Source organism: Leisingera sp. ANG-M7 (assembly GCF_000813965.1).
Taxonomy (GTDB): domain Bacteria; phylum Pseudomonadota; class Alphaproteobacteria; order Rhodobacterales; family Rhodobacteraceae; genus Leisingera.
The window spans coordinates 419,546-441,232 of record NZ_JWLI01000006.1; the positions used below are offsets into that span (position 1 = coordinate 419,546).

Here is a 21,687-nt window from a genome sequence, read left to right on the forward strand (position 1 = left end):
ATCATTATGAGCAAATTGATTGCTGGTTTCCATCACGTTTCGGAAGTTTCTAGTATCAAACCTGAGATTTTGGGAGATCAAAACAGTGACTTCACAACACTGCATCCTGATTGGCGCCCCGGTAGACAGCGGCAAACGCAGAGCTGGCTGCCTGATGGGCCCCGACGCCTACCGAACCGCGGGCCTCACCGAAGCCCTGCAAAGTCTGGGTCACACCGTCGAAGACCTTGGCAACCAGTCTCCGGACACTCACGCCAAGGACACAAACGACGGGGTGGTTTATGCCCGCAACGAAACCATCGGCTGGACCTCCCGTCTGGCGCAGGCCGCCGAAGACGCGCTGGAGTGCGGCATGCCGATCTTCCTCGGAGGCGACCACTCGCTGTCGCTGGGATCGGTTGCCGGTGCCGCAAACCACGCCGCCAAGGCGGGTCGGCCGCTGTTTGTGCTGTGGCTGGACGCCCATACCGACTTCCACACACCGCAGACAACTGACAGCGGCAACCTGCACGGTACGCCAGTTGGATATTTCACTGGGCGCCAAGGCTTCGAAGGCTTTCCTGAAGTGACCAATCCGGTTCCGCAGGAAAACGTCTGCATGATCGGCCTGCGTTCAGTTGATACGCAAGAGCGGCTGGCACTGGAAGGCAGCAGCATCCTGACACACGACATGCGCCATATTGATGAAAACGGCATTGCAGGGCCGCTGAACCGCTTCCTTGAGCGGGTTGCGCAGGCAAACGGCATGCTGCATGTCTCGCTGGACGTCGATTTCCTAGACCCCTCCGTGGCCCCCGCAGTCGGCACCACTGTGCCGGGCGGCGCCACTGTACGCGAGGCGCATCTCGTCTGTGAGATCCTGCATGATTCCGGCCTGATGACCTCGCTGGATCTTGTTGAGCTCAACCCTTTCCTCGACGAGCGCGGACGTACCGCGCATTTGATGGTGGACCTCTGCGCCTCAGCACTTGGCCGTCGCGTCTTTGACCGCCCGACGCGGAGCTACCAGTGAGCAGCCTGCAAGCCCCCTCAGCAGTGGTGATGATCCGGCCCCATCACTTCTGCTCGAACCCTGAAACTAAGGGCGATAACGCCTTTCAAACACTCGCAATCACCTCGGCTGAAGCAACTTCAGCCCAGGCACTGGCTGAGTTTGACGGCGCCGTGGAAAACCTGCGTAGCGCCGGTGTAACGGTGCATGTGTTCGACGACACCACCACCGAAACACCGGACAGCGTGTTCCCGAACAACTGGTTCTCCACCCATGCCGGCGGCCATGTTGCGGTGTACCCGATGTATGCCGAAAACCGACGCAAGGAACGCCGTTGGGACGTGATTGAGCTCCTTAAGCGCGACTACCGCGTGCAGGACGTGATCGACTATTCCGGCCTGGAACAGGACAGCCTGTCGCTGGAAGGTACCGGCGCCATGGTGCTCGACCATATCGGGCGAATTGCCTACACGGTGAAATCAAACCGTGCTGATCCAGTACTTTTGGAACGCTTCTGCACGCATTTCAATTTTGAACCCATGGTGTTCGAAGCCAAAGATGATGCAGGCCGCGACGTTTACCACACCAATGTTCTGATGGGCATCGGCACCGAAAATGCGCTGATCTGCCTGGATATGATCGTCGACCCCGCCCGCCGTGCTGAGGTTGCGGCCCGGCTGGAGGAAACAGGCCGCCGGGTCATAGACCTGACGCCAGCACAGATCGCCAGTTTTGCGGGCAATGCCATGGAACTGACGGGCCGCAGGCGTCTTCTGGCACTTTCTGCCAAGGCGCTTGAGGCGCTGCGCCCGGATCAGATTTCGGTCATTGAGCAAAGCGCCGAGCTGCTGCCGCTCACCATTCCCACAATCGAAACCGCCGGCGGGTCGGTGCGCTGCATGCTGGCAGGCATCCACCTCAGCCCCCGTGAAAGGAAAACCGCATGACACAGCCTTCGGACAAGGCCCTGGTGCCTTTTGTCAGCGTCGACAACATGATGCGCCTCGTTCATCACATTGGCATCGAACAGATGCTGCGCGATCTCGCCGACTATGTCAAAGACGATTTCAAGCGATGGGAACTGTTTGACAAGACCCCGCGCGTTGCCAGCCATTCCGACGTCGGCGTGATCGAGCTGATGCCAACCTCGGATGGCGAGGCCTATGGTTTCAAATACGTGAACGGCCACCCGAAGAATACCTCCGAGGGGCTTCAGACCGTCACCGCCTTCGGGCTGCTTGCCGATGTCTACACTGGCTACCCGGTGCTGCTGACCGAGATGACCATGCTGACTGCGCTTCGTACCGCAGCAACATCAGCCATGGCCGCCAAGTATCTGGCCCCCAAGGGAGCGACAACCATGGCGATGATCGGCAATGGCGCCCAGTCCGAATTCCAGACCCTGGCAATGAAGGCAATCATCGGCCTGAAGTCCGTGCGGCTATATGACAAGGACGCCGCGGCGACCGAGAAATGCGCCCGCAACCTGCAGGGCCTGGGGATTGAAGTCGTCAGCTGTAAGACACCGGAAGAAGCCATTGAAGGCGCACAGATTCTCACCACCTGCACTGCCGACAAACAGTATGCCACTATCCTGACCGACAACATGGTCGGCAGCGGTGTGCATATCAACGCCATCGGCGGCGACTGCCCCGGCAAAACCGAACTGGCCGCAGGAATTCTCAGCCGTTCCGACGTGTTTGTGGAATACCCGCCCCAAACCCGGATCGAAGGCGAAATCCAGCAGATGCCGGAGGATTTTGCTGTGACCGAATTGTGGGAAGTCATTGCAGGCAAGAAGCAGGGCCGCACCGGAGACCGCCAGATCACCCTGTTCGACAGCGTCGGCTTCGCGATCGAGGACTTCTCGGCGCTGCGCTACATCCGCGACCGCATCAAGGGCACGGACTATTTTATTGATCTGGACATGCTGGCGGACCCGGATGACCCGCGCGATCTGTTCGGCATGCTGCAGCGCGCAAAGGCCTGATCCTGTTCCTGCGTTTGCCGTTAACGCGACAAGCGCAGAATTCACGATGAAAAAGTGCATTCATTGGGGAACCAATCTGCGCCTCGCGCGTCTTGCTCTGGTAGGCAGCCTGCCGCTGCTACTGGACACGTCCCCAAATTGTCCGACAACTCGCCCCCGCCCTCTGCTGGCGGGGGCATTTTCTTTGACTGGGATCCTTGGCATCCAATAGCTGCGGAACCTTTTGCCCGCATATCCGTTGACCCTGCACAAGGCGCCGATTGATGCGCTGCAACGAGAACCAGATGCAAAGGAAAGTAAGTATGACAAAGACAGCCGCAACAAAGCAGTTTGCCAACGCCGACGCCGCATCTGAAGAGCTCTCGGGCGAGCGGCTGGCTGACCGGGCTAAAGAGCAGGCCCAAGAGGCTGTTGAGCAGGCACAGGAAAGCCTGCAAGCCGGTATCAGCTATAGCAAGAGCGAAATCGAACGTCTGACCAGCCAGTCTCAGGACTTCATCAAAAAGAACCCAGGCCTGGCTGTGGCCGGTGCGCTTGGGGCTGGCGTTCTGCTTGGTTTCGCACTGCGCAGACGGTACTGATCTGCGAACCATTCCAACCTGTTACAGAAAGCTGCGCAGTTCGCGCAGCTTTTTCTTTTCAGTTTCCCGGATCCAACTGATTGCGCCCCTTTCAAGCTGAAACAACTTGCAGCCGGGAACCTTAACCCTCCTTCCGGCGTTTACCCTTCAGAATCAAATTCCCGAGGGAGAACATCATGGAATATGGACTTATTGGTCTGCTTGTTCTTGCAGCAGACATCTATGCGATCATCAAAATTGTCTCCTCCAGCGCCTCTGCCGTGGCAAAAATTCTCTGGGTTCTGCTGATCCTTCTGCTGCCGGTCGTGGGCTTCATTATCTGGCTGATTGCCGGTCCGAAATCTTCTGCCGCCCATATCTGATCAACGCAATGACACCACCTGCTGGCCTGGCTCAAACAATGTCAGGCCGCGGACGTCCCTTGCGCAGTTTTAACCTGCGGAGCGCGCTGCAATTCAGCGCACAGATACCCGAGAGGCTTTCAAATGACCAACACTTCCAATTGGGAACAACAGGCACGCAGCCAGGCGGCTGGTTTGGGCCGCAAAGCCAAGGCTGCGGTGGCAGGAAAACTCCGTGAAGCGACGGACGCTGCCCAGTCTAAAGCCGCACAGGAGGTAGAGGCCACGTCGGAAGCAGCAGATGCCGCCGCCAGTGCATTCTCCCCCGGCTCGGTGCAAGCCCATGCTGCAAGCATGGTTGCCGGTCATTTGGAAGATGCCGCCCATCGCGTCCGGACGCTCGACATCGAACAAACTGTTGAGGATGTCAGCGCCTTCGCCCGCCGCAACCCGCTCTTGTTCTTGAGCGCGGCTGCTTTTGCTGGTTTCGCAGCAACCAGGTTTCTGAAGGCACACGACCCCGACCCTGAAGCGTCAACCGGTACTGTCCGCAATCCTGCTCCGGCGCATGAGGGAGGCGGTCATGGCGTATCGTGATTTGCGCGAGTCGCCGCAACTGTTGCTTGAAGCACTCCGTTATTTTGCAGCGTTGCTGCGCAGCGAAGCGGAACTGGCCAAGGGTGAGCTGAAAGAGAAGGCTGCCAGCGCCGGAACCGGCCTAGCCTGCCTGGCCGCCGCAGCGGTACTGGCCTTGACCGGTTTGCATGTGCTCGCGGCTGCGCTGGTTGCCTGGATTGCATCCGCTGGTTTGTCACCGGGGCTTGCTGCTTTGCTCGTCGGCGGCGTGCTTCTGGCAAGCGCCACAGGCCTTCTTGCCGCGGCCAAAGCGCGTTTGAACGGCAAGGCGCTACTACCCTCGCGCACCATCCGCAGCGTCCAACTGGACGCCGCCAGCATCAAGGAGGCCACTCATGACCGGAACTGACAAGCTCGTACAGCAGGCCGAAGAAAACAGACGCCGCTTGGCAGTTTCCCTGTCCGGGCTGTCCGGCGCCTTGTCGCCGCGCCATGTCACAGACCAGCTAGCGGCAACGGCCCACGGATATGGCGGCCAGCTGGGCCACGAGGCAATGTCCGCCGCCAAACGCAACCCAGCAGCGCTGCTGCTCACCGGCGCTGGCCTTGCACTTATGTTCATAGGCACTGGCAGCCGCCCGAAGACACCGGCGACCAGGTCCGCTGCGGTTGCGCCCGAAGCTGCATTTGAGGGCTTTGATGACCGTGTTGCCGCGGCGGATGCCGCCATGAAACAGGAGATGACTGGGATGAGCGACGAAAACTTCCGCAGCAGCAAGATGCGTGAGACTTTGAATGCAGGCTTGGATACTCTGCCCGATGCCGCCCGCAAACGGGTGCTCAAGGCCCGCACCGCCGCATTGCACGCTCAGGAAAAAGTTGAAGCACAGGCCGCCCGCACTGCGGCTCAGGGCCGGACTTTTTACAATCGCAACCCGCTGGCCGCAGGTGCCATTGCTCTTGGCCTTGGCGCGCTGATCGGTGCGCTCCTGCCGTCGACGCGCCACGAAGACGAATTGCTTGGTTCTCACAGGGATGCGCTGGCCGCCAAGGCAGAAGCGGCCCTGAGAGAAGAGATGGACAAACTGTATCACAAAGCCAGCTCAAAACTTGTTTCAGAAGACGGCGGGCTGCCGCCCCGAACCGCCGCCGGCTAACGGCCATGCCCGGGTTTTTGAAAACCGTTCTTAGCGGCCGGGGGGTCCGTGTGATGCTGATGATCCTGACGGTCATCAGCATCACTGCTGCCTTGCAACTGGCACAGCAAATCCTTGCCCCGATGAGCTTTGCGCTTGTGTTGGGCGTGGTGGTGTCTCCGCTGGCCGATAAGCTGGCGCGCGCCGGCGTGCCGCGGCTGTTGATCGCTCTGACGCTGCTTCTGCTTTGCACGCTGTTTGTTGCTATCATCCTTCTTCTGATCGAACCGCTGATCAACGTGCTGATAGATGAACTGCCCCGCATAAAGTCGGTTATGGCCGGCCTGATCGACCGTGCCTCTTCTCTGCTACGAGGCATCGAAACAATCAGTCAGGAAATCGAAGAAAGCGTGGGCGCCGAAGCGGTGGAACCGCAAACTGCGATCCCCTCGGTCGGTGATGCCCTGTGGCTGGCACCGAGTTTCGTCTCACAGGTTTTCATCTTCGTGGGCACTCTGTTTTTCTTCACGCTGACCCGCAACGATCTCTACCACCTTACGGGGCCGCTGAAGACCAGGCTGAAGCACGCAGATACCGTTGTTGCACGCTACTTTGCCGCGATCACCTTGGTGAACACCGGCCTGGGCGCTGTTACGGCAGCTGCAATGATGGCGCTTGGTGTTGAATATGCCCTTCTGTGGGGCTTGGCGGCGGGGCTGCTGAACTACGTGCTGTATCTGGGCCCGCTGCTGATAACTGTGAGCTTAGCCATTGCCGGCATGCTCCAGTTCCATGGTGTCTATGCTGTACTGCCGCCGGCTGCGTTCTTGCTGATCAACCTGGCGGAGGCCAACATTGTAACGCCGCTGGTTGTGGGCCAGCGCATGGCGATCAATCCCTTGCTGATCTTCATGGCGATTGTCTTCGGCTTGTGGCTGTGGGGGCCGGTCGGTGCCTTCGTAACATTGCCGCTGCTTCTTTGGCTTGGCGTTCTGCTGGAACCGCAGCCAGAGTCGAAAGGCCGCAAAGAAGAGGATCCGCTGCGCGAAGTCATGTAAAACCAAGTCCGCGCCCCGCGCGGTCCGTGGTCTCTGCCGTCACTCCACCTGCTGCTGGTCATCCAGTAGGTTCTCACCGCCATCGAGCCCCTTGCGTTCCCGTTCCGCAGCTTCTGCCACGGCCGGTTCTGACCTCGCGGGATCCGCCGCTTCTGGCAGCTCGGCCGGTTCGGATTTGGCTGGACGTCTTGCGTCAACGGACTCATTCGAAGACGGTAATGCCGCCTGCGCGCCATCAAGGCGCACCCGGTAGATCGGCTCAGGCAGACCGAAGCCCGCAGCTTCCAGCGCCAGCTTGGCGGCCCGGATCGCCTCGCCACGCGCCTTAGCGAAATCCACCTTGGTCTGATCCACCCAGCCAGTGAAGGTCAGGACCACGTTGGAATCGCCTACCTCGCTGATCCAGGCACCGACTTCCGGCTCCTTCAGCACAAACGGCTGCGCCTCCAGTGCGGCGACGGCCGTGGCCAGCGCCGCAGCCAGATCCGCATCCGCGTCGACCCCCAGATTAAAACCAAACCGGCGCCGGGGATCACGGGTGAAATTCACGATACGGCCCTTGAACACGGTGGCATTCGGAATTCGGATATGGTTGCCCTCGGGCGAAATCAGGATGGTCGCACGCGAGGTCAGACGGGCGACCGTTCCCTGATCGCCCTGGATATCGACAAAATCGTTGGGCCGGAACGGCTGCCGCAGGCTGAGCAGGATGGAGGCGATGAAGTTCTCCACTGTATCGCGCACCGCAAAGCCAAGAGCCAGACCAACTACGCCAGCAGCGCCCAGGACAGCGCCGATCAGCGCGGTTGCATTGAGAATGTCCAGAGCCAGCACCAGCCCCGTCAGGATGAACAGGATGCGCGCGACGGCCCGGTAGACATCAGCGATAAACGCGTTGGGGGCCAGCCGGGTCCAAATACCGATCCGCGTGGTCAGCAGCCAGCCGCCCGCCGCGACCACAAGAAATGCCGTCAGCGCCACAAGAAAAATCGGCCCGTTTGCCAGCAAGTTACGTGTCCTTGCTGCAATCCGCTCCATCGCCGGCGCCAGTCGTTCCTCCAGGGTTCCGCTGATCTCGGTTTCGTTTTCGATTGCAACAACGCCCTCAACCCGGTTGATGATCTGGTTCAGCCGGTCCTGCGCTGCATTGTCGATCACTTGCCCGGTAATCTTGACGACCCCCTCGGAGACGGAGACGTCCACGGCGGCGAAACCATCAATCTGCGCCAGTAGCTTTTCGATCCGGTTGAGGATCTCACTATCGCGCACAGCCTCGGCACCCACTTCGATCTGGCCGTCTGTCTGAACCGGACCGTCTGCGGATTGCGCCATACTGCTTGCCGCAGTGAAAGAAAGTACCGCGGCTGCCGTCACGCCCAGAACCACACGCAATAGAACGCGGCTTGCATTAACGGACCTCTCAACTCCCTCTTTAAGCCTCAACTCGATTTCCTCCACAGAGCAATTGCGGCGTTAGAAATTGCCACCGGCGCTTCAACCAAAACCCCGGTGGACCCGGTTGCGAATTACTTAGAGCAGAAAAGCGGGGTTGAACACGCAGGATAATACATCAATGCTCCATTGCGACGGGTTCTAGAGGATTCATTGTGGCTGCCCGCCTCGGCTCTCTCATCTGTTTTGCTGAAGAATTGCGGAGCGCATCGCCGATGCTAGTTAATCTGCGACAACTCACCTGCCAAGGCACAAGGCCAGAGAAAGAGCCCGGAAACGACAAATGCCCATTCCTGCCCGTGGTCCAATGTTGCAGGTATTGCATTGTAATTAATCATAAAACCGGAATGGCGAGACAAATTTTCTTGTTCCGCAAACCAGTTCTGACAGAGCTGTAATTTTTTTGAGCAACTGCACGCTGGTATGTCACAGTTTAATGCGGCTCCGCTGTCCAAGTGGCATGGCTCCTTCATCACTTAAGGAGACCTTATGGGCACTGAATCTCGTAGTGCGGACGCACCTATTCTAATCCTGACCGAAAACACGTTCGAGGCCCTCGACATCAACGACTACTTGATGCGCCGGGGACTGGACAACATTGTCAGCGAAACCAAGATCGAGAATTGCGATACATTCCTGGATGACAGCACGCCGCCTCCACGGCTGGTGTTCTTTGCATTCTCCCTTGGCGTTCCTCCGGCCCGGGACTGGTTTCTTGCCGCGCGTGACAGGGGGTGGCGTATCATTCTGATCAACGGAAAAACCACAGACCCGGATGTGAAGGGTCTGCCGATGCTCACCCGGCCATTCTCGACCGCGCATCTGGACGCAGTAATGGACCAGATCGGAGAATAGCCACTGCTGACCCCTCACACATGGCGAAAACAACTGAAACGGCGTATGGCCTTTTTAAGGCCGTGCTCCAAGCGGCGACTGGGATTTCCTCGAAAGTCTTTCAGAAACAGGAGGCCGCTGCCTCCACTCTTCAGGCGTCCAGCTCGGTATCCCAGTACAGGAAGTCCATCCAGCTTTCATGCAGGTGGTTCGGCGGGAACTTGCGCCCTGTATTCCGCAACTCCTCCGCTCCGGGCCGACGCGGCGGCTTGCGCAGCGACATCCCTGCCCGGTGCAGTGACTTCGACCCTTTTTTTAGGTTGCAGGGGCTGCAAGCGGCAACGACATTTTCCCAGCTGGTCACCCCGCCGGCCGCCCGCGGCACCACGTGGTCGAACGTCAGCTCACCTTTGCTGCCGCAGTACTGGCAGCAGAATTCATCCCTCAGAAACAAATTAAAGCGCGTGAAGGCCACGCGCTTTTGAGGTTTTACATAATCTTTCAGAACCACCACAGACGGTATTCGGATCTGGGTACTCGGACTATGCACCACCTCGTCATATTCGGCGACGATGGCTACCCGGTCGAGCCAAGCCGCCTTGACCGCGTCCTGCCAGGACCAAAGTGACAGCGGATAATAGGAAAGCGGCCGGTAGTCCGCGTTCAATACCAATGCCGGGTGCTGTTTAAGCGCCCCCGGAGATCTGACAAACTCTGCTCTGAAATCGCCATCCATTTTTGAACGTCTTCCTCGCCCTGATCTTCCGTTTCCCGGAACCAGAGCGGGGAACCCGCCCCAGCCTAAATTTGACTATATATCGTGGTTGGCACCTGACAAGCCCCAATGATCCACAATATGTCGGGAGCAAGCTGCGCTGATTCCATGACAGCCCCGTGACAGTTATCCACAGGCCGGCGTTCAATGGCCCCCTTGCCCTGAAGGCACTGTCCGCCTATTGCCCCGCCATGACCCGTCTGATCCGCTTCAACAAACCATTTGACGTGCTGCCGCAATTCACTGACCGCGGCAGTCAGGACAGCCCGCGGGCAACGCTCAGCCAGTACATCGACTGCCCCGGTGTCTATGCCGCCGGCCGTCTTGACCGCGACAGCGAGGGATTGATGCTGCTGACGGATAATGGCCGTCTGCAATCCTGGATCACTGATCCCAAGCACAAGATGGACAAAACGTATTGGGTGCAGGTGGAGGGCATTCCCAGCGCGGAGGCTCTCAGGCAGTTGACGGAGGGTGTTGAGCTGAAGGACGGAAAAACCATGCCTGCCAATGTACAGGTGATCCCGGAACCGCCAGGTCTCTGGGCGCGCACGCCGCCTGTCCGGGTGCGCAAAACCGTCCCGGACAGCTGGATCGCGCTCACCATCCGTCAAGGGCGCAACCGCCAGGTACGGCGTATGACAGCGGCTGTCGGGCATCCGACCTTGCGGCTGATCCGCTACAGCATCGGCACCTGGACCCTGGATGGGCTGGCCCAAGGCGATTGGGAGGATCTGGAACCGCCGCGCGTGCCCGGCCCGCCCAAACCCTCTCTGAAACCGCCGCGCAGGCCCAAGGCTGTATCACCGCGCCCGGCAAAAGGTGACAGGCCCCGCCGCCGCTGATAGCCTGCAGCCATGCTGCCCAAAGCCCCTGCACCGAAAGCCATTCTCGAAGCCGCGCTCTATGTGGATGATCTGGATGCCGCCGAGGAGTTCTATGGCGGCCTGCTTGGGCTGGAACGGATTCAACGGGCTGACAACCGGCATGTGTTCTTCCGCTGCGGCAATTCCGTCCTTTTGCTTTTCAGTGCATCAGAAACAGCAAAGGCGGCCGGCAATCCCCGCTTGCCGGTGCCTCCGCATGGTGCACACGGCCCGGGGCACGTTTGCCTCGCCCAGCCCCGCGAAGACATGCAGGAAATGCGCGACAGGCTCCGCGCCGCCGGTGTTGACATAGAGGCGGAATTTGACTGGCCCCATGGGCCCCGGTCTGTTTATTTCCGGGACCCGGCTGGAAATTCAGTTGAAATCGCCGAGCCGCATTTGTGGTCGTATTAAACCGCAGCAAGATCAGAAATTCCTTCAATTGAAAACCGTTACAGGCTCAACTTGTCCCGCATGAAGGCCAAAGCGACGCTCAACCCATCCGGCGCAATTCCGTGGGCCGTGCCCTTTTGGATGTGCGCAAAGACATCCTGGAAACCCGCTTCCTGCAGCGCCTCAGCGGCCTCAGGAAGCGATTGCACCGGCACCACGTCGTCCTGATCGCCATGCACCAGCAGAACCGGCATCTTTGAAACGGTCTCATCCTTAAGCAGTTCAGGCGCCAACAGACGGCCGGAGAAAGCCACAATCCCGGCAACCGCATCTTCGCGCCGCGGTGCCACATGCAGGCTCATCATCGTCCCCTGGCTGAAACCAAACAGCACAACCTGCTCCGGCAGAACATCCTCGTCCACCATCAGCGCATCGAGGAAGGCGTTCAGATCCTCCACTGCAGCCTGCATCCCGCGCATGCTTTCTTCCTCGGATGAACCATCAATCCACGGGATCGGAAACCACTGGAAGCCGAACGGCGCACCGGCGCAGGCCTCGGGCGCATCGGGTGCGACAAACAGCGTGTCCGGCAGATGTTCGCCCAGCGGATCGGCCAGGCCCAGCAGGTCCGCGCCATTGGCGCCATAGCCATGCAGGAACACCACAACAGAGCGGGTGTCGCCGGAGAGCGGCTCCTTGCGGCCGGCATTCAGTACACGAGTCATCGGATTCCTTCCCTGTCCTTCGCCACACGGTAATAGGCCCACAAAATCCGCGCTGCAACCGACCGCCACGGCGACCATGCTTCCGCGATTTGCCGCATTTCACGCTCCTTTGGGCGTGCAGGGAGATCGAATAAAACCCGCGCGGCCTCTTGCAGGGCCAGGTCGCCATGGGCAAAGACATCCGCGCGGCCCAGCGAAAACATCGCGTATATCTCCGCGGTCCAGACGCCGATCCCCGGGACCTGCACTAGCGTAGCGATCACCTCCGCATCAGGAGCATTGCGCAACGCTTTGAAATCAATGCGTGCCTCGGCCAGCGCCCGGGCATAGCGTATCTTCTGGCGGCTCAGGCCTGCTGCGCGCAGGTCGTCATCCGTTGCCCACTGGATCTTTCGCGGGCCAGTCAGCTTGGCGTCTTTCATCCGCTTCCAGATCGCATTTGCAGACGCTACGCTCACCTGTTGGCTGACAATCGCACTCAGCAGCTCAGCGAAGCCTTCAGGCTTACGCCGCAACGGCAGCGGACCAGTCAGCGCAAGGGCATTGGCAAACCGGCCGTCCTTCGCCGCCAGCCATTGCGCGCCCTCGGAGACGCAGTCGCCGCATTGAATGATCCGGCCCGCGCCCGGCAGAAACCTCGGTAGATCTGACGCCACGTCACCCCCTTTGGCCGCGGCAATTGGGCGGCCTTCCAGCGTGGCAAGCGCCTTGCCCCGCACCCGGTTCACCGCTACGCATCCCATATGAGCATGACCATGACCACCCCCAGCGACGCGATCGCCAAGAAAAACGTTGCCATCCTGGTTCTGGCCCAGGCGATCCTCGGCGCGCAGATGCCGATGATCTTTATCATTGGCGGCCTTGCAGGCCAATCGCTGGCGTCCAACCCGTGCTTTGCAACGCTGCCGATCTCGCTGATCGTGGGCGGCTCAATGCTGGCCGCCACGCCCATCTCTGCCATCATGCAGCGTTGGGGCCGCCGCGCAGGTTTCTTCACCGGCGCGGCTTTTGGTGCAATGGGCGGGCTGGTTGGCGCCTACGGTCTGTATCTCGGCTCCTTCCCGGTCTTCCTGCTCGGCAGCCTGATGACCGGCGTCTACATGAGCGCGCATGGCTTCTACCGGTTCGCAGCCGCTGACACCGCCTCAGAGGCGTTCCGCCCCAAGGCAATCTCCTATGTAATGGCAGGCGGCCTTGCAGCTGCACTGATCGGTCCGCAGCTGGTCAAGCTGACCAGCCAAGCCTTTGTTATTCCGTTTCTTGGTACCTACCTGACGGTGATTGCCGTCAATGTGTTCGGCGCCGCGCTGTTCCTGCTTCTGGATATTCCCAAACCGCCAGCGCCCAGCCATGACAGCCCCAAAGGGCGCAGCCGTCTCGAACTGCTGAAGACGCCGGTTATCGCCGTCTCGGTAATCTGTGCAATGGTTTCCTACGCCTTGATGAACCTTGTCATGACATCGACCCCGCTGGCCGTGGTAGGGTGCGGTTTCACTCAGGGCAATGCCTCCGATGTGGTGATGTTCCACGTTCTGGCTATGTATGTGCCGTCCTTCTTCACCGGCCATCTGATTGCCCGGTTCGGCGTAGAAAAGATCGTCGCTGCGGGACTGATCATTCTCGCAGGAGCTGGCGCAGTCGCTCTCCAAGGCGTTGAACTGGAGAACTTTTTCATCGCGCTTGTGTTGCTTGGCCTTGGCTGGAACTTCGGCTTCATCGGCGCCACCACCATGCTGGCCGGCGCCCATGACAGCCACGAAAAAGGCCGGATGCAGGGGCTGAATGACCTGCTTGTCTTTGGCGGTGTGACCATGGCGTCGCTGGCCTCCGGCGGCCTGATGAACTGCTCCGGCGGCAATCCGGTGGACGGCTGGAACGCAGTGAATATGGCGATGGCGCCCTTCCTGGTTCTGGCCGGCGGCGCGCTTATGTGGCTGGTGATGCGGCCCAAGGACGCTTGAGATCCCGCACAAAAAGCAAAAATAAAGGCGCCCAGTGTGGCGCCTTTTTCTTGGCTTGCAGGTTACCAGCGGCCGAAGACCGCCCGCCGCATCAAACCCGCCCGGCGCCGGAACTCGCTTTGGCCAAGCGCGCCCTGCGCGACCCGTTCGGGTTCGCGGATTGCCTGTTTCAATACCGCCTCTGCCTGCCAGCCTGTCAGCAGTGCAGCCCCGGCCAGTTTCGAGACCGCGCCTCTCCGGGCGCGCGACTTATTCAGCCGGTCCAGTCCCTTGCGGGCCAAAGCTTGCACGCCTTCCAAAGTGCCGTCCAACAGCGGAATCCGTTTCTGAGCCTCCAGCTCAGGAATTGCACGCAGCCAGCTAGCAACACCCGCGCCATAGCCGAAGTCCCTGACCACGTCCTCCTCCGCGGGCCCCAAGGACGCGGCCGCCATCCACATCAGAGAGCCACTGGTGCGGTCAATGTAGCGGTCGAATTCCGCCTGATCCTCAAAAGGATCCTTGTAAATGTCCCAACGGCGGGCCTCAGCCATGCCGTCGATACAGACCGCCAGTTCCGGCTTCAGCAACTTTGCCAATGGGGTCGCGGCATAATGGCGGCGCACCGGCTTACCCTCTGCAATCTCCGCCCCGGCATCACGCCACCATTGAACGCGCATTTCCGCAATCATGCTTTCCTGGCTGGCCCAGGGTGCCCGTGCCAGTTCGATATTGAAGGCATAAAGCGCAAACAGCAGCGGCCGCGCCTGGACCGGCGCTGCCATGGTGGCAAGAAACCGGTCCGGGTCGCTTTTCTGTACCAGTTCCGCGCAGGCATTCAGATCGGCGTCAAACTGCATCCGCCTGCCCGTCATGGATCAGCTTCCAGCGGATGGCGTCAAGCAGCGCCTCGAACGACGCATCGATTATGTTCGCGCTGACCCCGACAGTGGACCAGCGATGGCCCTGGCTGTCTTCGCTGTCGATGATGACCCGGGTGACGGCCTCGGTGCCGCCCTGGGTGATCCGCACCTTGAAGTCGACCAGCCGCATATCCTCCAGCTGCGCGGAATAACGCCCCAGATCCTTGCTCAGCGCCCGTGCCAGCGCGTTCACCGGGCCGCGGTCGCTTCCGGTTTCATCCAGCGACTCGCTGACCGACAGGCGTTTCTCGCCATCAACCTTCACCACAACCACCGCCTCTGACAGGCTGACCATGCGATTATACTTGTTTTTGCGCCGCTCGACGGTGACCTTGTAGCGCTTCACCTCAAAGAAATCAGGCAGCTGCCCCAATTCCTTGCGCGCCAGCAGTTCAAACGAGGCCTGCGCGGTGTCATAGGAATAGCCTTCCGCCTCCCGCTCCTTGATCCGTTCCAGGATCCGCGCCAGCGCCGGATTGCCGTTCTCAACGCTCAGGCCCGCATCTGTCAGCCTTTTGCGCAGGTTCGACTGCCCGGCCTGGTTCGACATCGGGATCACCCGCGCATTGCCGACCGTACCCGGCTCGATGTGTTCGTAAGTTGAAGGATCTTTCAGGATCGCGCTGGCGTGCAGCCCGGCCTTGTGGGCAAACGCCGAAGCCCCGACATACGCCGCCTGCCGCACCGGAACCCGGTTCAGGATATCGTCCAGCATCCGGCTGTTCCGGGTCAGCCCCGCCAATGCTTCCAGGCTCACCCCGGTCTCGAACTGGCTGGCATAGGGTTCTTTCAGCAGAAGCGTCGGGATCAGCGCGGTCAGGTTGGCATTGCCGCAGCGCTCGCCCAATCCATTCAGCGTGCCCTGGATCTGCCGCGCGCCGGCGTTGACAGCCGCCAAAGAACAAGCGACAGCATTTTCCGTGTCATTATGGGTATGTATGCCCAGTTTCTCACCCGGAATACCAGCCGCAACAACCTCGCTGACGATCCGGTGAACCTCTGCGGGCAGCGCGCCGCCATTGGTGTCGCAGAGCACTACCCAGCGCGCACCGGCCTCCAGCGCGGCACGGCAAGCCGCCAGCGCGTATTCCGGATTGTCCTTGTAGCCGTCAAAAAAGTGCTCGGCGTCAAACAGCGCTTCACGCCCTTGCGCGGCGATGTGGGCGACAGAGGCGCGGATGTTTTCCAGGTTCTCTTCGAGTGTGATCCCCAGCGCTTGTGTCACGTGGTAATCGTGGCTCTTGCCGACCAGACAGACCGCTTGGGTGCCCGCATTCATCACTGCTGCCAGAACATCGTCGTTTTCTGCCGATCGGCCTGCCCGCTTGGTCATGCCAAAGGCTGTCATCGTGGCGCGAGTTTGCGGCGCCTCCGAAAAGAACGCGCTGTCAGTCGGGTTAGCGCCCGGCCAGCCGCCCTCGATGTAGTCGATGCCCAAGGCGTCCAGCGCTGTCGCAATTTGCTTCTTTTCCGCAGTGGAAAACTGCACCCCCTGGGTCTGCTGACCGTCGCGCAGTGTGGTGTCGTAAAGATAGAGGCGTTCCCTGGCCATCAAAGCGCCTCCAGCTTTGCCGGATCAAATCCGGCACCCGGCACCAGTTCCACACCGGCCTTGCTCATGCGCACTTCCAGGCCAGCCGCGACAAAGGCCTCTTTGAGCTGATCAACTTCCGAGAAATCCTTGCTTTCCATAGCCTTCTGCCGAGCCTCAACCAGCTTCCCCTCGTAGGCAGACAGGTCTACCGTGGGGGCAGACGCCCAGGCGCCCATCTCTTCTGTCAGCAAACCCAACATCTGCGCCGACGCCAGAAGCGCAGCAGCATCGCCCGCTGCGGCCAGCTTGTGCAGCTCGGCAATCGCTCCGGCAGAGTTCAGGTCATCCGCCAGCGCATCCAAGACCGCGGCAGCAGCGCTGGACGCGGGTTCGATGCCCGCGGTCAGCGCCCGCCACTTGCGCAGCGTGGCCTCAGCCTCCTTGGCCTTCTTATCGGTCCAGTCCATCGGTTTGCGGTAATGGGTCTGCAGGAACACCAGCCGGATCACCTCGCCCGGATAGCCCTGATCCAGCAGGTCGCGCACGGTGAAGAAGTTGCCGAGGGATTTGGACATCTTCTTACCTTCGACCTGCAGCATCTCGTTGTGCAGCCAGTAGCGTGCAAAGCTATCATCACCATTGGCGCAGCAGCTTTGCGCGATTTCGTTTTCATGGTGCGGGAACATCAGGTCGTTGCCGCCGCCGTGAATGTCGAAGGTCTCGCCCAGCAGTTCATAGGACATCGCCGAGCATTCAATGTGCCAGCCCGGCCGGCCGCGGCCCCAGGGGCTGTCCCAGCCCGGCAATTCATCGCTGGACGGCTTCCACAGCACAAAATCCATCGGGTTCTTCTTGTAAGGCGCAACCTCAACCCGGGCGCCTGCAATCATGTCATCCACCGAGCGGCCCGACAGTTTGCCATAAAGCTCTTTCCAGCTGTCGACAGCAAACAGCACATGACCCTCAGCGGCATAGGCATGGCCCTTGGCGATCAGATCCTCGATCATCGCCACCATCTGCGGAATGTACTGGGTTGCACGGGGCATATGGTTGGGCTCCAGCGCGCCAAGCTCACCCATGTCGTCCAGGAACCACTGCGTTGTCTCAGCGGTGATGTCGCCGATCGGTCGGCCGCTCTCAGCAGCGCGGGCATTGATCTTGTCATCCACGTCGGTGAAGTTCCGGGCGTAAGTCACCTTATCCGCGCCATAAACCTCGCGCAGGAGGCGGTAGAGAACATCAAACACCACCACTGGGCGGGCATTGCCCAGATGCGCCCGGTCATAGACCGTGGGGCCGCAGACATACATCCGCACGTTTTCGGCGTCGATCGGAGCAAAGACCTCTTTCTTGCGGGTCTTCGTGTTTTGCAGCTTGATCACTCTGTCCATGGTTCCCATGCCCGGTTCCTTTCGCATGCCCAGCCAATAGCAGCAGGCACTACCCATTGCGCGCAGCGCGGGCTTAGCAACTTGTCAGTGAAATGAAAACGACAGAAACCAGCCCGCTGATATGTCAGCAGGTAATGCAGCAGATAATAGTGGTGCAATTCTGGTTCATGCAGGCTGCTTAGCACGCTGCTGAAGTTCCGCCAAGCTATTTGGCTGCCGGTAAAGGCAAAGGCCGCCCGCCTGCCTTGGGTACAGACCGGGCGGCCAGCGGCGCGGCGTTACAGGAATGCCGCGCCGGTGTTCATGTCAGTTTAGAACTTGAAGGACGCGCGCAGCGACACGGATGTCGCATCGGAGCCAACGCCCGAGGTGCCGAACTGGTCAAAATCATGCTCCAGCACTTCACCGCCGATCAGCCACTGGTCGGTCACCTGGTAGGCCAGGCCAACGCCATAGAAGTCGCCGGTTTCGCTGCCCAGCGAGCTGTCGGCCTCAGCCACACCGCCGGTCACATAGGCCAAAACGCGGCCGAAGTCATAACCGGCCTTCAGCTTGGCACGGGCCACAGAGTCGACGGTAGCGCCACCGCCCAGATCCAGGTCGGTTGCATCATAGTCCAGTTCGCCGCCCAGCACGAAACGGCCGAAATCATGATTGTAGCCACCGTGGACACCATATGCGGTATCATCCCCCGAGGCACCGTTGCTGGTATCCGCGTCCAGCTGGCCAACCTGGCCACCCAGATAGAAACCGGTCCAATCGCCGCCTTCATTGACCACAACCGGCGCCGGAGCCGGCGCGGGTTCGACCACCGGCTCAACCAGGTTGCCGGCAAAAGCCGCACTGCCCATTACGGTTGCGATGGCTGTCATAGCTACGAAACGAGTCATTCAGACTTCTCCTTTTGCAGTCCCGGCGCAAGCTGTGCGCCGTTGACGCTTACAAAAGGTCTTTGCTTGCCAGTTTCCAGTGCCGACCGGCTCACAAGCTTTGACTTGGCGGTGAGTGGCCGAAACCCAGGATCAAGACGCGCTTTTCCGCCGGATTCCGCAAGCGGAATTCCGCCAAGCTATTGAAAGAAAGCAAAGCTTTTCCTAGCGCCCGGCCAGGCACACGACGCCGCACACCTAAAACCGGAACGCGGCCCCAACCGCCAGGGTTTCGCCGCGCGGACTACCACTGCCGTCCCTTGGCCCCGCCTCATGATGCAGCAGCTCCCCGGTCAGCTGAAGCGCGCGGTTCAAAGAAATACGCATACCGAACCCAAACAGCGTCCCAAGGCGCCGACGGCCCGAATCTTCGGCCTGAAGCCCGCCAACAGTTACAAAGCCGGTGGCGGGCCCAAAGTCGTACCCGGCATGCAAACGCAGCTGATGCGTTTCCTCCACCTGCAGGGCCCGTGTGAGCGGCCCGGTCTGCCCGGTTGCAACACTGCCCCCCAGGATCAGCCCATCAGAACCTTCACTGTATCCGAAAGCGAATGAGTGCCCTTCGCCCCCCGGATTGCTGAATGTAAGCGGGTTGGGACTATCGAAAGCAGATTGGCGGCTATCCTCAGCCAAACCGGATTGCCCATGCAGAGCGGCAATGGCGATTACCGCGGCGAACATTCGGCGGAGTTTGGTCATCCTAACCATCGGCATGTGGCTTTGCCTCTTTGCAATGCGCCGTTCAGCGCGTCATCCCCCTAGGACCCCATTTATACGCATTAATGCTTAATATTTCGTTCCAAGACTGCCCGAAATCCACCTGCGCCAGAAGCGTTAAAAGAAGCGTCATTACCGTAAAAAGCATCGAAATTTATTAACTGTTCACGCTTGCGGTGCCTTCAAGCAGAACCGTGTGAAAAAAATGTCGCATTTTTCACCAAGGTCGTTATCGTGCTAGAATCTTCGCAAATGCATGCCAGACTGCCGCGAAGATCACAGGAGACCGCATGCAGGAAGAACGCAGCCTTCTTAACCTCGTCTGCCGCACTATTGGCGCGGCACGGGGACGCGCCGCCAGAGGCCGGCCGTACTGAGTTGAAATAAAACACGTTTCAACTCACATTCCTGAAAGGCTCCCAAAATGAACGACCAAGCCTCCCCTGCCCGCGCCACCCGCAGCGGCGGGCGCAATGCGCGCCGTGCTGCCCGTGCTGCCGCTCTGCCGGATCATCTGCGCCCGGTCCGCCCCGGCATGGAATCCACCGCCCTGAAGATGCTAAGCCAAGCGGACATGGAAAAGATCCACGAGGCCGCCCTCACCGCGCTGGAAGAGATCGGCCTTGCTGACGCCCCGCAGAGCGGGATCGATTACCTGACTGCCGCAGGCTGCACACTGGGCGACGACGGCCGCATCCGCTTCCCCCGCGCCCTGGTGGAAGACACAATCGCCAAGGCAAACCGCTCCGTCACCCTATTCAGCCGCGACGGCAAAAACGATCTGGAACTGTCGGGCGGCCGTGTCCACTACGGCACCGCGGGCGCGGCCGTCAGTGTGGTCGATGTGCAAGGCAGAAACTACCGTGACTCCACCGTGCAGGACCTACATGACGCGGCCCGCATCTGCGATCAGCTGGACAACATCCACTTTGTCCAGCGCCCCATGGTCTGCCGCGACATTCCCGATAACCTCGAGATGGATTTGAACTCCATCTACGCCACCTGTGCCGGAACCACCAAACATGTCGGCGTCTCTTTCACTGAACCTGGGTATGTGAAAAACGGGCTTGAGCTGCTGCACTTGATTGCGGGCGGCGAAGACAAATGGCGCGAGCGCCCGTTTGTTTCCAACTCCAACTGTTTCGTGGTGCCGCCGATGAAGTTTGCCACGGAATCCTGTGAAGTGATGGAGGAATGCATCAAGGGCGGCATGCCTGTGCTTCTACTGTCAGCAGGCATGGCCGGCGCCACAGCCCCTTCGACCATTGCCGGGGCCATCACCCAGGCGGTTGCCGAATGCCTGGCTGGACTGGTTTATGTCAACGCCGTAAAGCCCGGTGCCCCTGCGATTTTTGGCACTTGGCCCTTCGGCCTCGACTTGCGCACCGGTGCTATGTCCGTTGGCTCCGGGGAACAAGCCCTGCTGACCACCGGCTGCGCCCAGATGCACAAGTTCTACAACCTGCCCGGCGGTGCTGCAGCCGGGGCATCAGATTCCAAGCTGCCGGACATGCAGGCTGGCTGGGAGCAGATGTGTTCCGCCGTCATGGCCGGCCTTTCTGGCCTCAACATGGTTTATGAGGCCGCCGGCATGCACGCCTCTCTGCTTGGTTTCTGCCTGGAATCGCTGATCCTGGACAATGACCTGCTGGGCCAGGCGCAGCGCTGTGTCCGCGGCATTGAGGTGAACGACGAGACCCTTGCGCTCGATCAGATGCGTGCCACCTGCCTGGGCGGGCCTGGCCATTACCTGGGTACCGATCAGACCCTTGGGCGGATGCAGGTCGACTATGTCTACCCGGATCTGGGCGACCGCACCTCTCCCAAGGAATGGGCGGAGCGCGACAAGCCCGATCTGATCGAAAAGGCAGTCGCCAAAAAGGAAAAGATCCTGTCCGAACGCGCCTCAGCCCGGTTTGACGCGGAAACCGACATGGCAATCCGGCAGAACTTCAATATCCATCTGCCTGCATGACGCGGAACTGGATGACCTTTCAACGGGCCGGGATTTCCGGCCCGTTTTAACATACTTGCCGGCCTGAACTACAGGCAGGAGCTGTACAGCTCATTTCTGAAAATTGTCCTAAGTTTGACCTTGAGGCTCCCAGATCCTCAGGTTAACTTATTGTAAAGACGACTAGAAACGCAAACCGGTGCGCTACCCTCCTTGGTATCATCTGCATTTTTGCAGCAGCAGATGCGCAAAGCAGCATTGCAATAACGCAAAACCTGCCAATTACCCGAGGCTTCCAAAGCTGTTGATTTGAAAAAATGCAAGACGCGCCTGTTTAAAGGAGCTCAATTCGCGGCCTGCAATCTTGCAGCAGTGTTGCCGGTCAGGCATAAACAAAGCGACAGTTTTGCAAAACGCGATGCGCGCGTTAACTTTTCGACCGTCAGAATAGCGCTTCCAGCTACGAAGATTGCCGCCCCAAGGCGCCCAACGTGTTAACGACGTTCCCGCGCCTCGACGCCTCTTCAGGTGAAAATGGCAGCGTGGCTTCCTTTGCAGAATTCCCTGCACGTCTGAAGCTT

Annotated in this window: 23 protein-coding genes; 14 read left to right on the plus strand and 9 right to left on the minus strand. The window is 60.0% G+C overall.

Going from position 1 to position 21,687, the window contains the following annotated elements:
• Positions 1-85 precede the first annotated feature (85 nt).
• The 9 genes from rocF to RA26_RS09445 all read left to right on the plus strand — a co-directional run bounded on the left by rocF (position 86) and on the right by RA26_RS09445 (position 6,673).
• Positions 86-1,012: an arginase gene (gene rocF, locus RA26_RS09405; RefSeq protein WP_039183029.1), complete on the plus strand. Its 927-nt coding sequence runs from the start codon at positions 86-88 to the stop codon at positions 1,010-1,012.
• Entirely contained in the window at positions 1,009-1,938 is a 930-nt protein-coding gene (ctlX, locus tag RA26_RS09410) for a citrulline utilization hydrolase CtlX (RefSeq protein ID WP_039183032.1), read from the plus strand. Before rocF ends, ctlX begins: the two co-directional genes overlap by 4 nt.
• Positions 1,935-2,981 carry an ornithine cyclodeaminase gene (locus RA26_RS09415; protein WP_039183035.1) on the plus strand — a complete coding sequence of 349 codons (1,047 nt, stop codon included), beginning with the start codon at positions 1,935-1,937 and terminating at the stop codon, positions 2,979-2,981. Before ctlX ends, RA26_RS09415 begins: the two co-directional genes overlap by 4 nt.
• A gap of 302 nt (positions 2,982-3,283) precedes the next feature.
• Positions 3,284-3,562, plus strand: coding sequence for a hypothetical protein (locus RA26_RS09420; protein WP_052272361.1), 279 nt, complete (start codon positions 3,284-3,286; stop codon positions 3,560-3,562).
• A gap of 176 nt (positions 3,563-3,738) precedes the next feature.
• Positions 3,739-3,924, plus strand: coding sequence for a PLDc N-terminal domain-containing protein (locus RA26_RS09425; RefSeq protein WP_039183038.1), 186 nt, complete (start codon positions 3,739-3,741; stop codon positions 3,922-3,924).
• Between the two features lie 123 nt (positions 3,925-4,047).
• Positions 4,048-4,500, plus strand: coding sequence for a hypothetical protein (locus RA26_RS22075; RefSeq protein ID WP_052272362.1), 453 nt, complete (start codon positions 4,048-4,050; stop codon positions 4,498-4,500).
• Entirely contained in the window at positions 4,472-4,888 is a 417-nt protein-coding gene (locus RA26_RS09435; protein WP_039183041.1) for a phage holin family protein, read from the plus strand. Before RA26_RS22075 ends, RA26_RS09435 begins: the two co-directional genes overlap by 29 nt.
• Positions 4,875-5,636: a hypothetical protein gene (locus tag RA26_RS09440; RefSeq protein ID WP_052272364.1), complete on the plus strand. Its 762-nt coding sequence runs from the start codon at positions 4,875-4,877 to the stop codon at positions 5,634-5,636. The genes RA26_RS09435 and RA26_RS09440 overlap by 14 nt, the downstream gene beginning before the upstream one ends.
• Before the next feature lie 53 nt (positions 5,637-5,689).
• Positions 5,690-6,673 carry an AI-2E family transporter gene (locus RA26_RS09445; protein WP_241482617.1) on the plus strand — a complete coding sequence of 328 codons (984 nt, stop codon included), beginning with the start codon at positions 5,690-5,692 and terminating at the stop codon, positions 6,671-6,673.
• 39 nt (positions 6,674-6,712) lie between these two features.
• Here RA26_RS09445 and RA26_RS09450 read toward each other — a convergent pair whose 3' ends face one another.
• Positions 6,713-8,005 carry a mechanosensitive ion channel domain-containing protein gene (locus RA26_RS09450; protein WP_152612581.1) on the minus strand — a complete coding sequence of 431 codons (1,293 nt, stop codon included), beginning with the start codon at positions 8,003-8,005 and terminating at the stop codon, positions 6,713-6,715.
• A gap of 609 nt (positions 8,006-8,614) precedes the next feature.
• Between RA26_RS09450 and RA26_RS09455 the strand changes: the two genes are divergently transcribed.
• Positions 8,615-8,980, plus strand: a complete 366-nt coding sequence (locus RA26_RS09455) for a hypothetical protein (RefSeq protein ID WP_039183047.1) — start codon at positions 8,615-8,617, stop codon at positions 8,978-8,980.
• Positions 8,981-9,110: 130 nt separating this feature from the next.
• On the opposite strand, the gene RA26_RS09460 is transcribed toward RA26_RS09455, so the two are convergent.
• Complete coding sequence (locus RA26_RS09460) at positions 9,111-9,695, minus strand: HNH endonuclease (RefSeq protein WP_039183049.1); 585 nt, start codon at positions 9,693-9,695, stop codon at positions 9,111-9,113.
• A gap of 230 nt (positions 9,696-9,925) precedes the next feature.
• Here RA26_RS09460 and RA26_RS09465 point away from each other — a divergent pair, with 230 nt between their 5' ends.
• A complete protein-coding gene (locus RA26_RS09465) occupies positions 9,926-10,579 on the plus strand; it encodes a pseudouridine synthase (RefSeq protein WP_039183052.1) in 654 nt (217 codons plus the stop codon).
• Between the two features lie 12 nt (positions 10,580-10,591).
• Positions 10,592-11,014, plus strand: coding sequence for a VOC family protein (locus RA26_RS09470; RefSeq protein WP_039183055.1), 423 nt, complete (start codon positions 10,592-10,594; stop codon positions 11,012-11,014).
• A 38-nt stretch (positions 11,015-11,052) separates the two neighbouring features.
• On the opposite strand, the gene RA26_RS09475 is transcribed toward RA26_RS09470, so the two are convergent.
• The gene (locus tag RA26_RS09475; protein ID WP_039183059.1) at positions 11,053-11,718 is read right to left on the minus strand and encodes an alpha/beta hydrolase; all 666 of its coding nucleotides are present in this window, start codon (positions 11,716-11,718) and stop codon (positions 11,053-11,055) included.
• Positions 11,715-12,461, minus strand: coding sequence for a DNA-3-methyladenine glycosylase family protein (locus tag RA26_RS09480; protein WP_241482618.1), 747 nt, complete (start codon positions 12,459-12,461; stop codon positions 11,715-11,717). Before RA26_RS09480 ends, RA26_RS09475 begins: the two co-directional genes overlap by 4 nt.
• Between RA26_RS09480 and RA26_RS09485 the strand changes: the two genes are divergently transcribed.
• Entirely contained in the window at positions 12,462-13,679 is a 1,218-nt protein-coding gene (locus tag RA26_RS09485; RefSeq protein ID WP_039183062.1) for an MFS transporter, read from the plus strand. It abuts the gene before it with no gap.
• Positions 13,680-13,741: 62 nt separating this feature from the next.
• Here RA26_RS09485 and RA26_RS09490 read toward each other — a convergent pair whose 3' ends face one another.
• The 5 genes from RA26_RS09490 to RA26_RS09510 all read right to left on the minus strand — a co-directional run bounded on the left by RA26_RS09490 (position 13,742) and on the right by RA26_RS09510 (position 19,134).
• Positions 13,742-14,518 carry a squalene/phytoene synthase family protein gene (locus RA26_RS09490; protein WP_039183066.1) on the minus strand — a complete coding sequence of 259 codons (777 nt, stop codon included), beginning with the start codon at positions 14,516-14,518 and terminating at the stop codon, positions 13,742-13,744.
• Entirely contained in the window at positions 14,508-16,133 is a 1,626-nt protein-coding gene (gene cimA / locus RA26_RS09495; protein WP_039183069.1) for a citramalate synthase, read from the minus strand. Before cimA ends, RA26_RS09490 begins: the two co-directional genes overlap by 11 nt.
• The gene (gene cysS, locus RA26_RS09500) at positions 16,133-17,515 is read right to left on the minus strand and encodes a cysteine--tRNA ligase (protein WP_039183071.1); all 1,383 of its coding nucleotides are present in this window, start codon (positions 17,513-17,515) and stop codon (positions 16,133-16,135) included. The genes cimA and cysS overlap by 1 nt, the downstream gene beginning before the upstream one ends.
• Positions 17,516-17,817: 302 nt before the next feature.
• The gene (locus RA26_RS09505) at positions 17,818-18,396 is read right to left on the minus strand and encodes an outer membrane protein (protein ID WP_039183074.1); all 579 of its coding nucleotides are present in this window, start codon (positions 18,394-18,396) and stop codon (positions 17,818-17,820) included.
• A 237-nt stretch (positions 18,397-18,633) separates the two neighbouring features.
• A complete protein-coding gene (locus RA26_RS09510) occupies positions 18,634-19,134 on the minus strand; it encodes a hypothetical protein (protein ID WP_241482619.1) in 501 nt (166 codons plus the stop codon).
• A gap of 442 nt (positions 19,135-19,576) precedes the next feature.
• On the opposite strand from RA26_RS09510, the gene RA26_RS09515 reads away from it, so the two are divergent.
• A complete protein-coding gene (locus RA26_RS09515; RefSeq protein ID WP_039183081.1) occupies positions 19,577-21,127 on the plus strand; it encodes a trimethylamine methyltransferase family protein in 1,551 nt (516 codons plus the stop codon).
• Positions 21,128-21,687: the final 560 nt, after the last annotated feature.

Coding starts and splice junctions, on each gene's coding strand:
- RA26_RS09415 (WP_039183035.1), top strand. CDS start 1,935: ATGACACAGCCTTCGGACAAGGCCCTGGTGCCTTTTGTCAGCGTCGAC.
- RA26_RS09420 (WP_052272361.1), top strand. CDS start 3,284: ATGACAAAGACAGCCGCAACAAAGCAGTTTGCCAACGCCGACGCCGCA.
- RA26_RS09425 (WP_039183038.1), top strand. CDS start 3,739: ATGGAATATGGACTTATTGGTCTGCTTGTTCTTGCAGCAGACATCTAT.
- RA26_RS22075 (WP_052272362.1), top strand. CDS start 4,048: ATGACCAACACTTCCAATTGGGAACAACAGGCACGCAGCCAGGCGGCT.
- RA26_RS09435 (WP_039183041.1), top strand. CDS start 4,472: ATGAGGGAGGCGGTCATGGCGTATCGTGATTTGCGCGAGTCGCCGCAA.
- RA26_RS09440 (WP_052272364.1), top strand. CDS start 4,875: ATGACCGGAACTGACAAGCTCGTACAGCAGGCCGAAGAAAACAGACGC.
- RA26_RS09445 (WP_241482617.1), top strand. CDS start 5,690: ATGCTGATGATCCTGACGGTCATCAGCATCACTGCTGCCTTGCAACTG.
- RA26_RS09450 (WP_152612581.1), bottom strand. CDS start 8,005: ATGGCGCAATCCGCAGACGGTCCGGTTCAGACAGACGGCCAGATCGAA.
- RA26_RS09455 (WP_039183047.1), top strand. CDS start 8,615: ATGGGCACTGAATCTCGTAGTGCGGACGCACCTATTCTAATCCTGACC.
- RA26_RS09460 (WP_039183049.1), bottom strand. CDS start 9,695: ATGGATGGCGATTTCAGAGCAGAGTTTGTCAGATCTCCGGGGGCGCTT.
- RA26_RS09465 (WP_039183052.1), top strand. CDS start 9,926: ATGACCCGTCTGATCCGCTTCAACAAACCATTTGACGTGCTGCCGCAA.
- RA26_RS09470 (WP_039183055.1), top strand. CDS start 10,592: ATGCTGCCCAAAGCCCCTGCACCGAAAGCCATTCTCGAAGCCGCGCTC.
- RA26_RS09475 (WP_039183059.1), bottom strand. CDS start 11,718: ATGACTCGTGTACTGAATGCCGGCCGCAAGGAGCCGCTCTCCGGCGAC.
- RA26_RS09480 (WP_241482618.1), bottom strand. CDS start 12,461: ATGGGATGCGTAGCGGTGAACCGGGTGCGGGGCAAGGCGCTTGCCACG.
- RA26_RS09485 (WP_039183062.1), top strand. CDS start 12,462: ATGAGCATGACCATGACCACCCCCAGCGACGCGATCGCCAAGAAAAAC.
- RA26_RS09490 (WP_039183066.1), bottom strand. CDS start 14,518: ATGCAGTTTGACGCCGATCTGAATGCCTGCGCGGAACTGGTACAGAAA.
- cimA (WP_039183069.1), bottom strand. CDS start 16,133: ATGGCCAGGGAACGCCTCTATCTTTACGACACCACACTGCGCGACGGT.
- cysS (WP_039183071.1), bottom strand. CDS start 17,515: ATGGGAACCATGGACAGAGTGATCAAGCTGCAAAACACGAAGACCCGC.
- RA26_RS09505 (WP_039183074.1), bottom strand. CDS start 18,396: ATGACTCGTTTCGTAGCTATGACAGCCATCGCAACCGTAATGGGCAGT.
- RA26_RS09510 (WP_241482619.1), bottom strand. CDS start 19,134: ATGACCAAACTCCGCCGAATGTTCGCCGCGGTAATCGCCATTGCCGCT.
- RA26_RS09515 (WP_039183081.1), top strand. CDS start 19,577: ATGAACGACCAAGCCTCCCCTGCCCGCGCCACCCGCAGCGGCGGGCGC.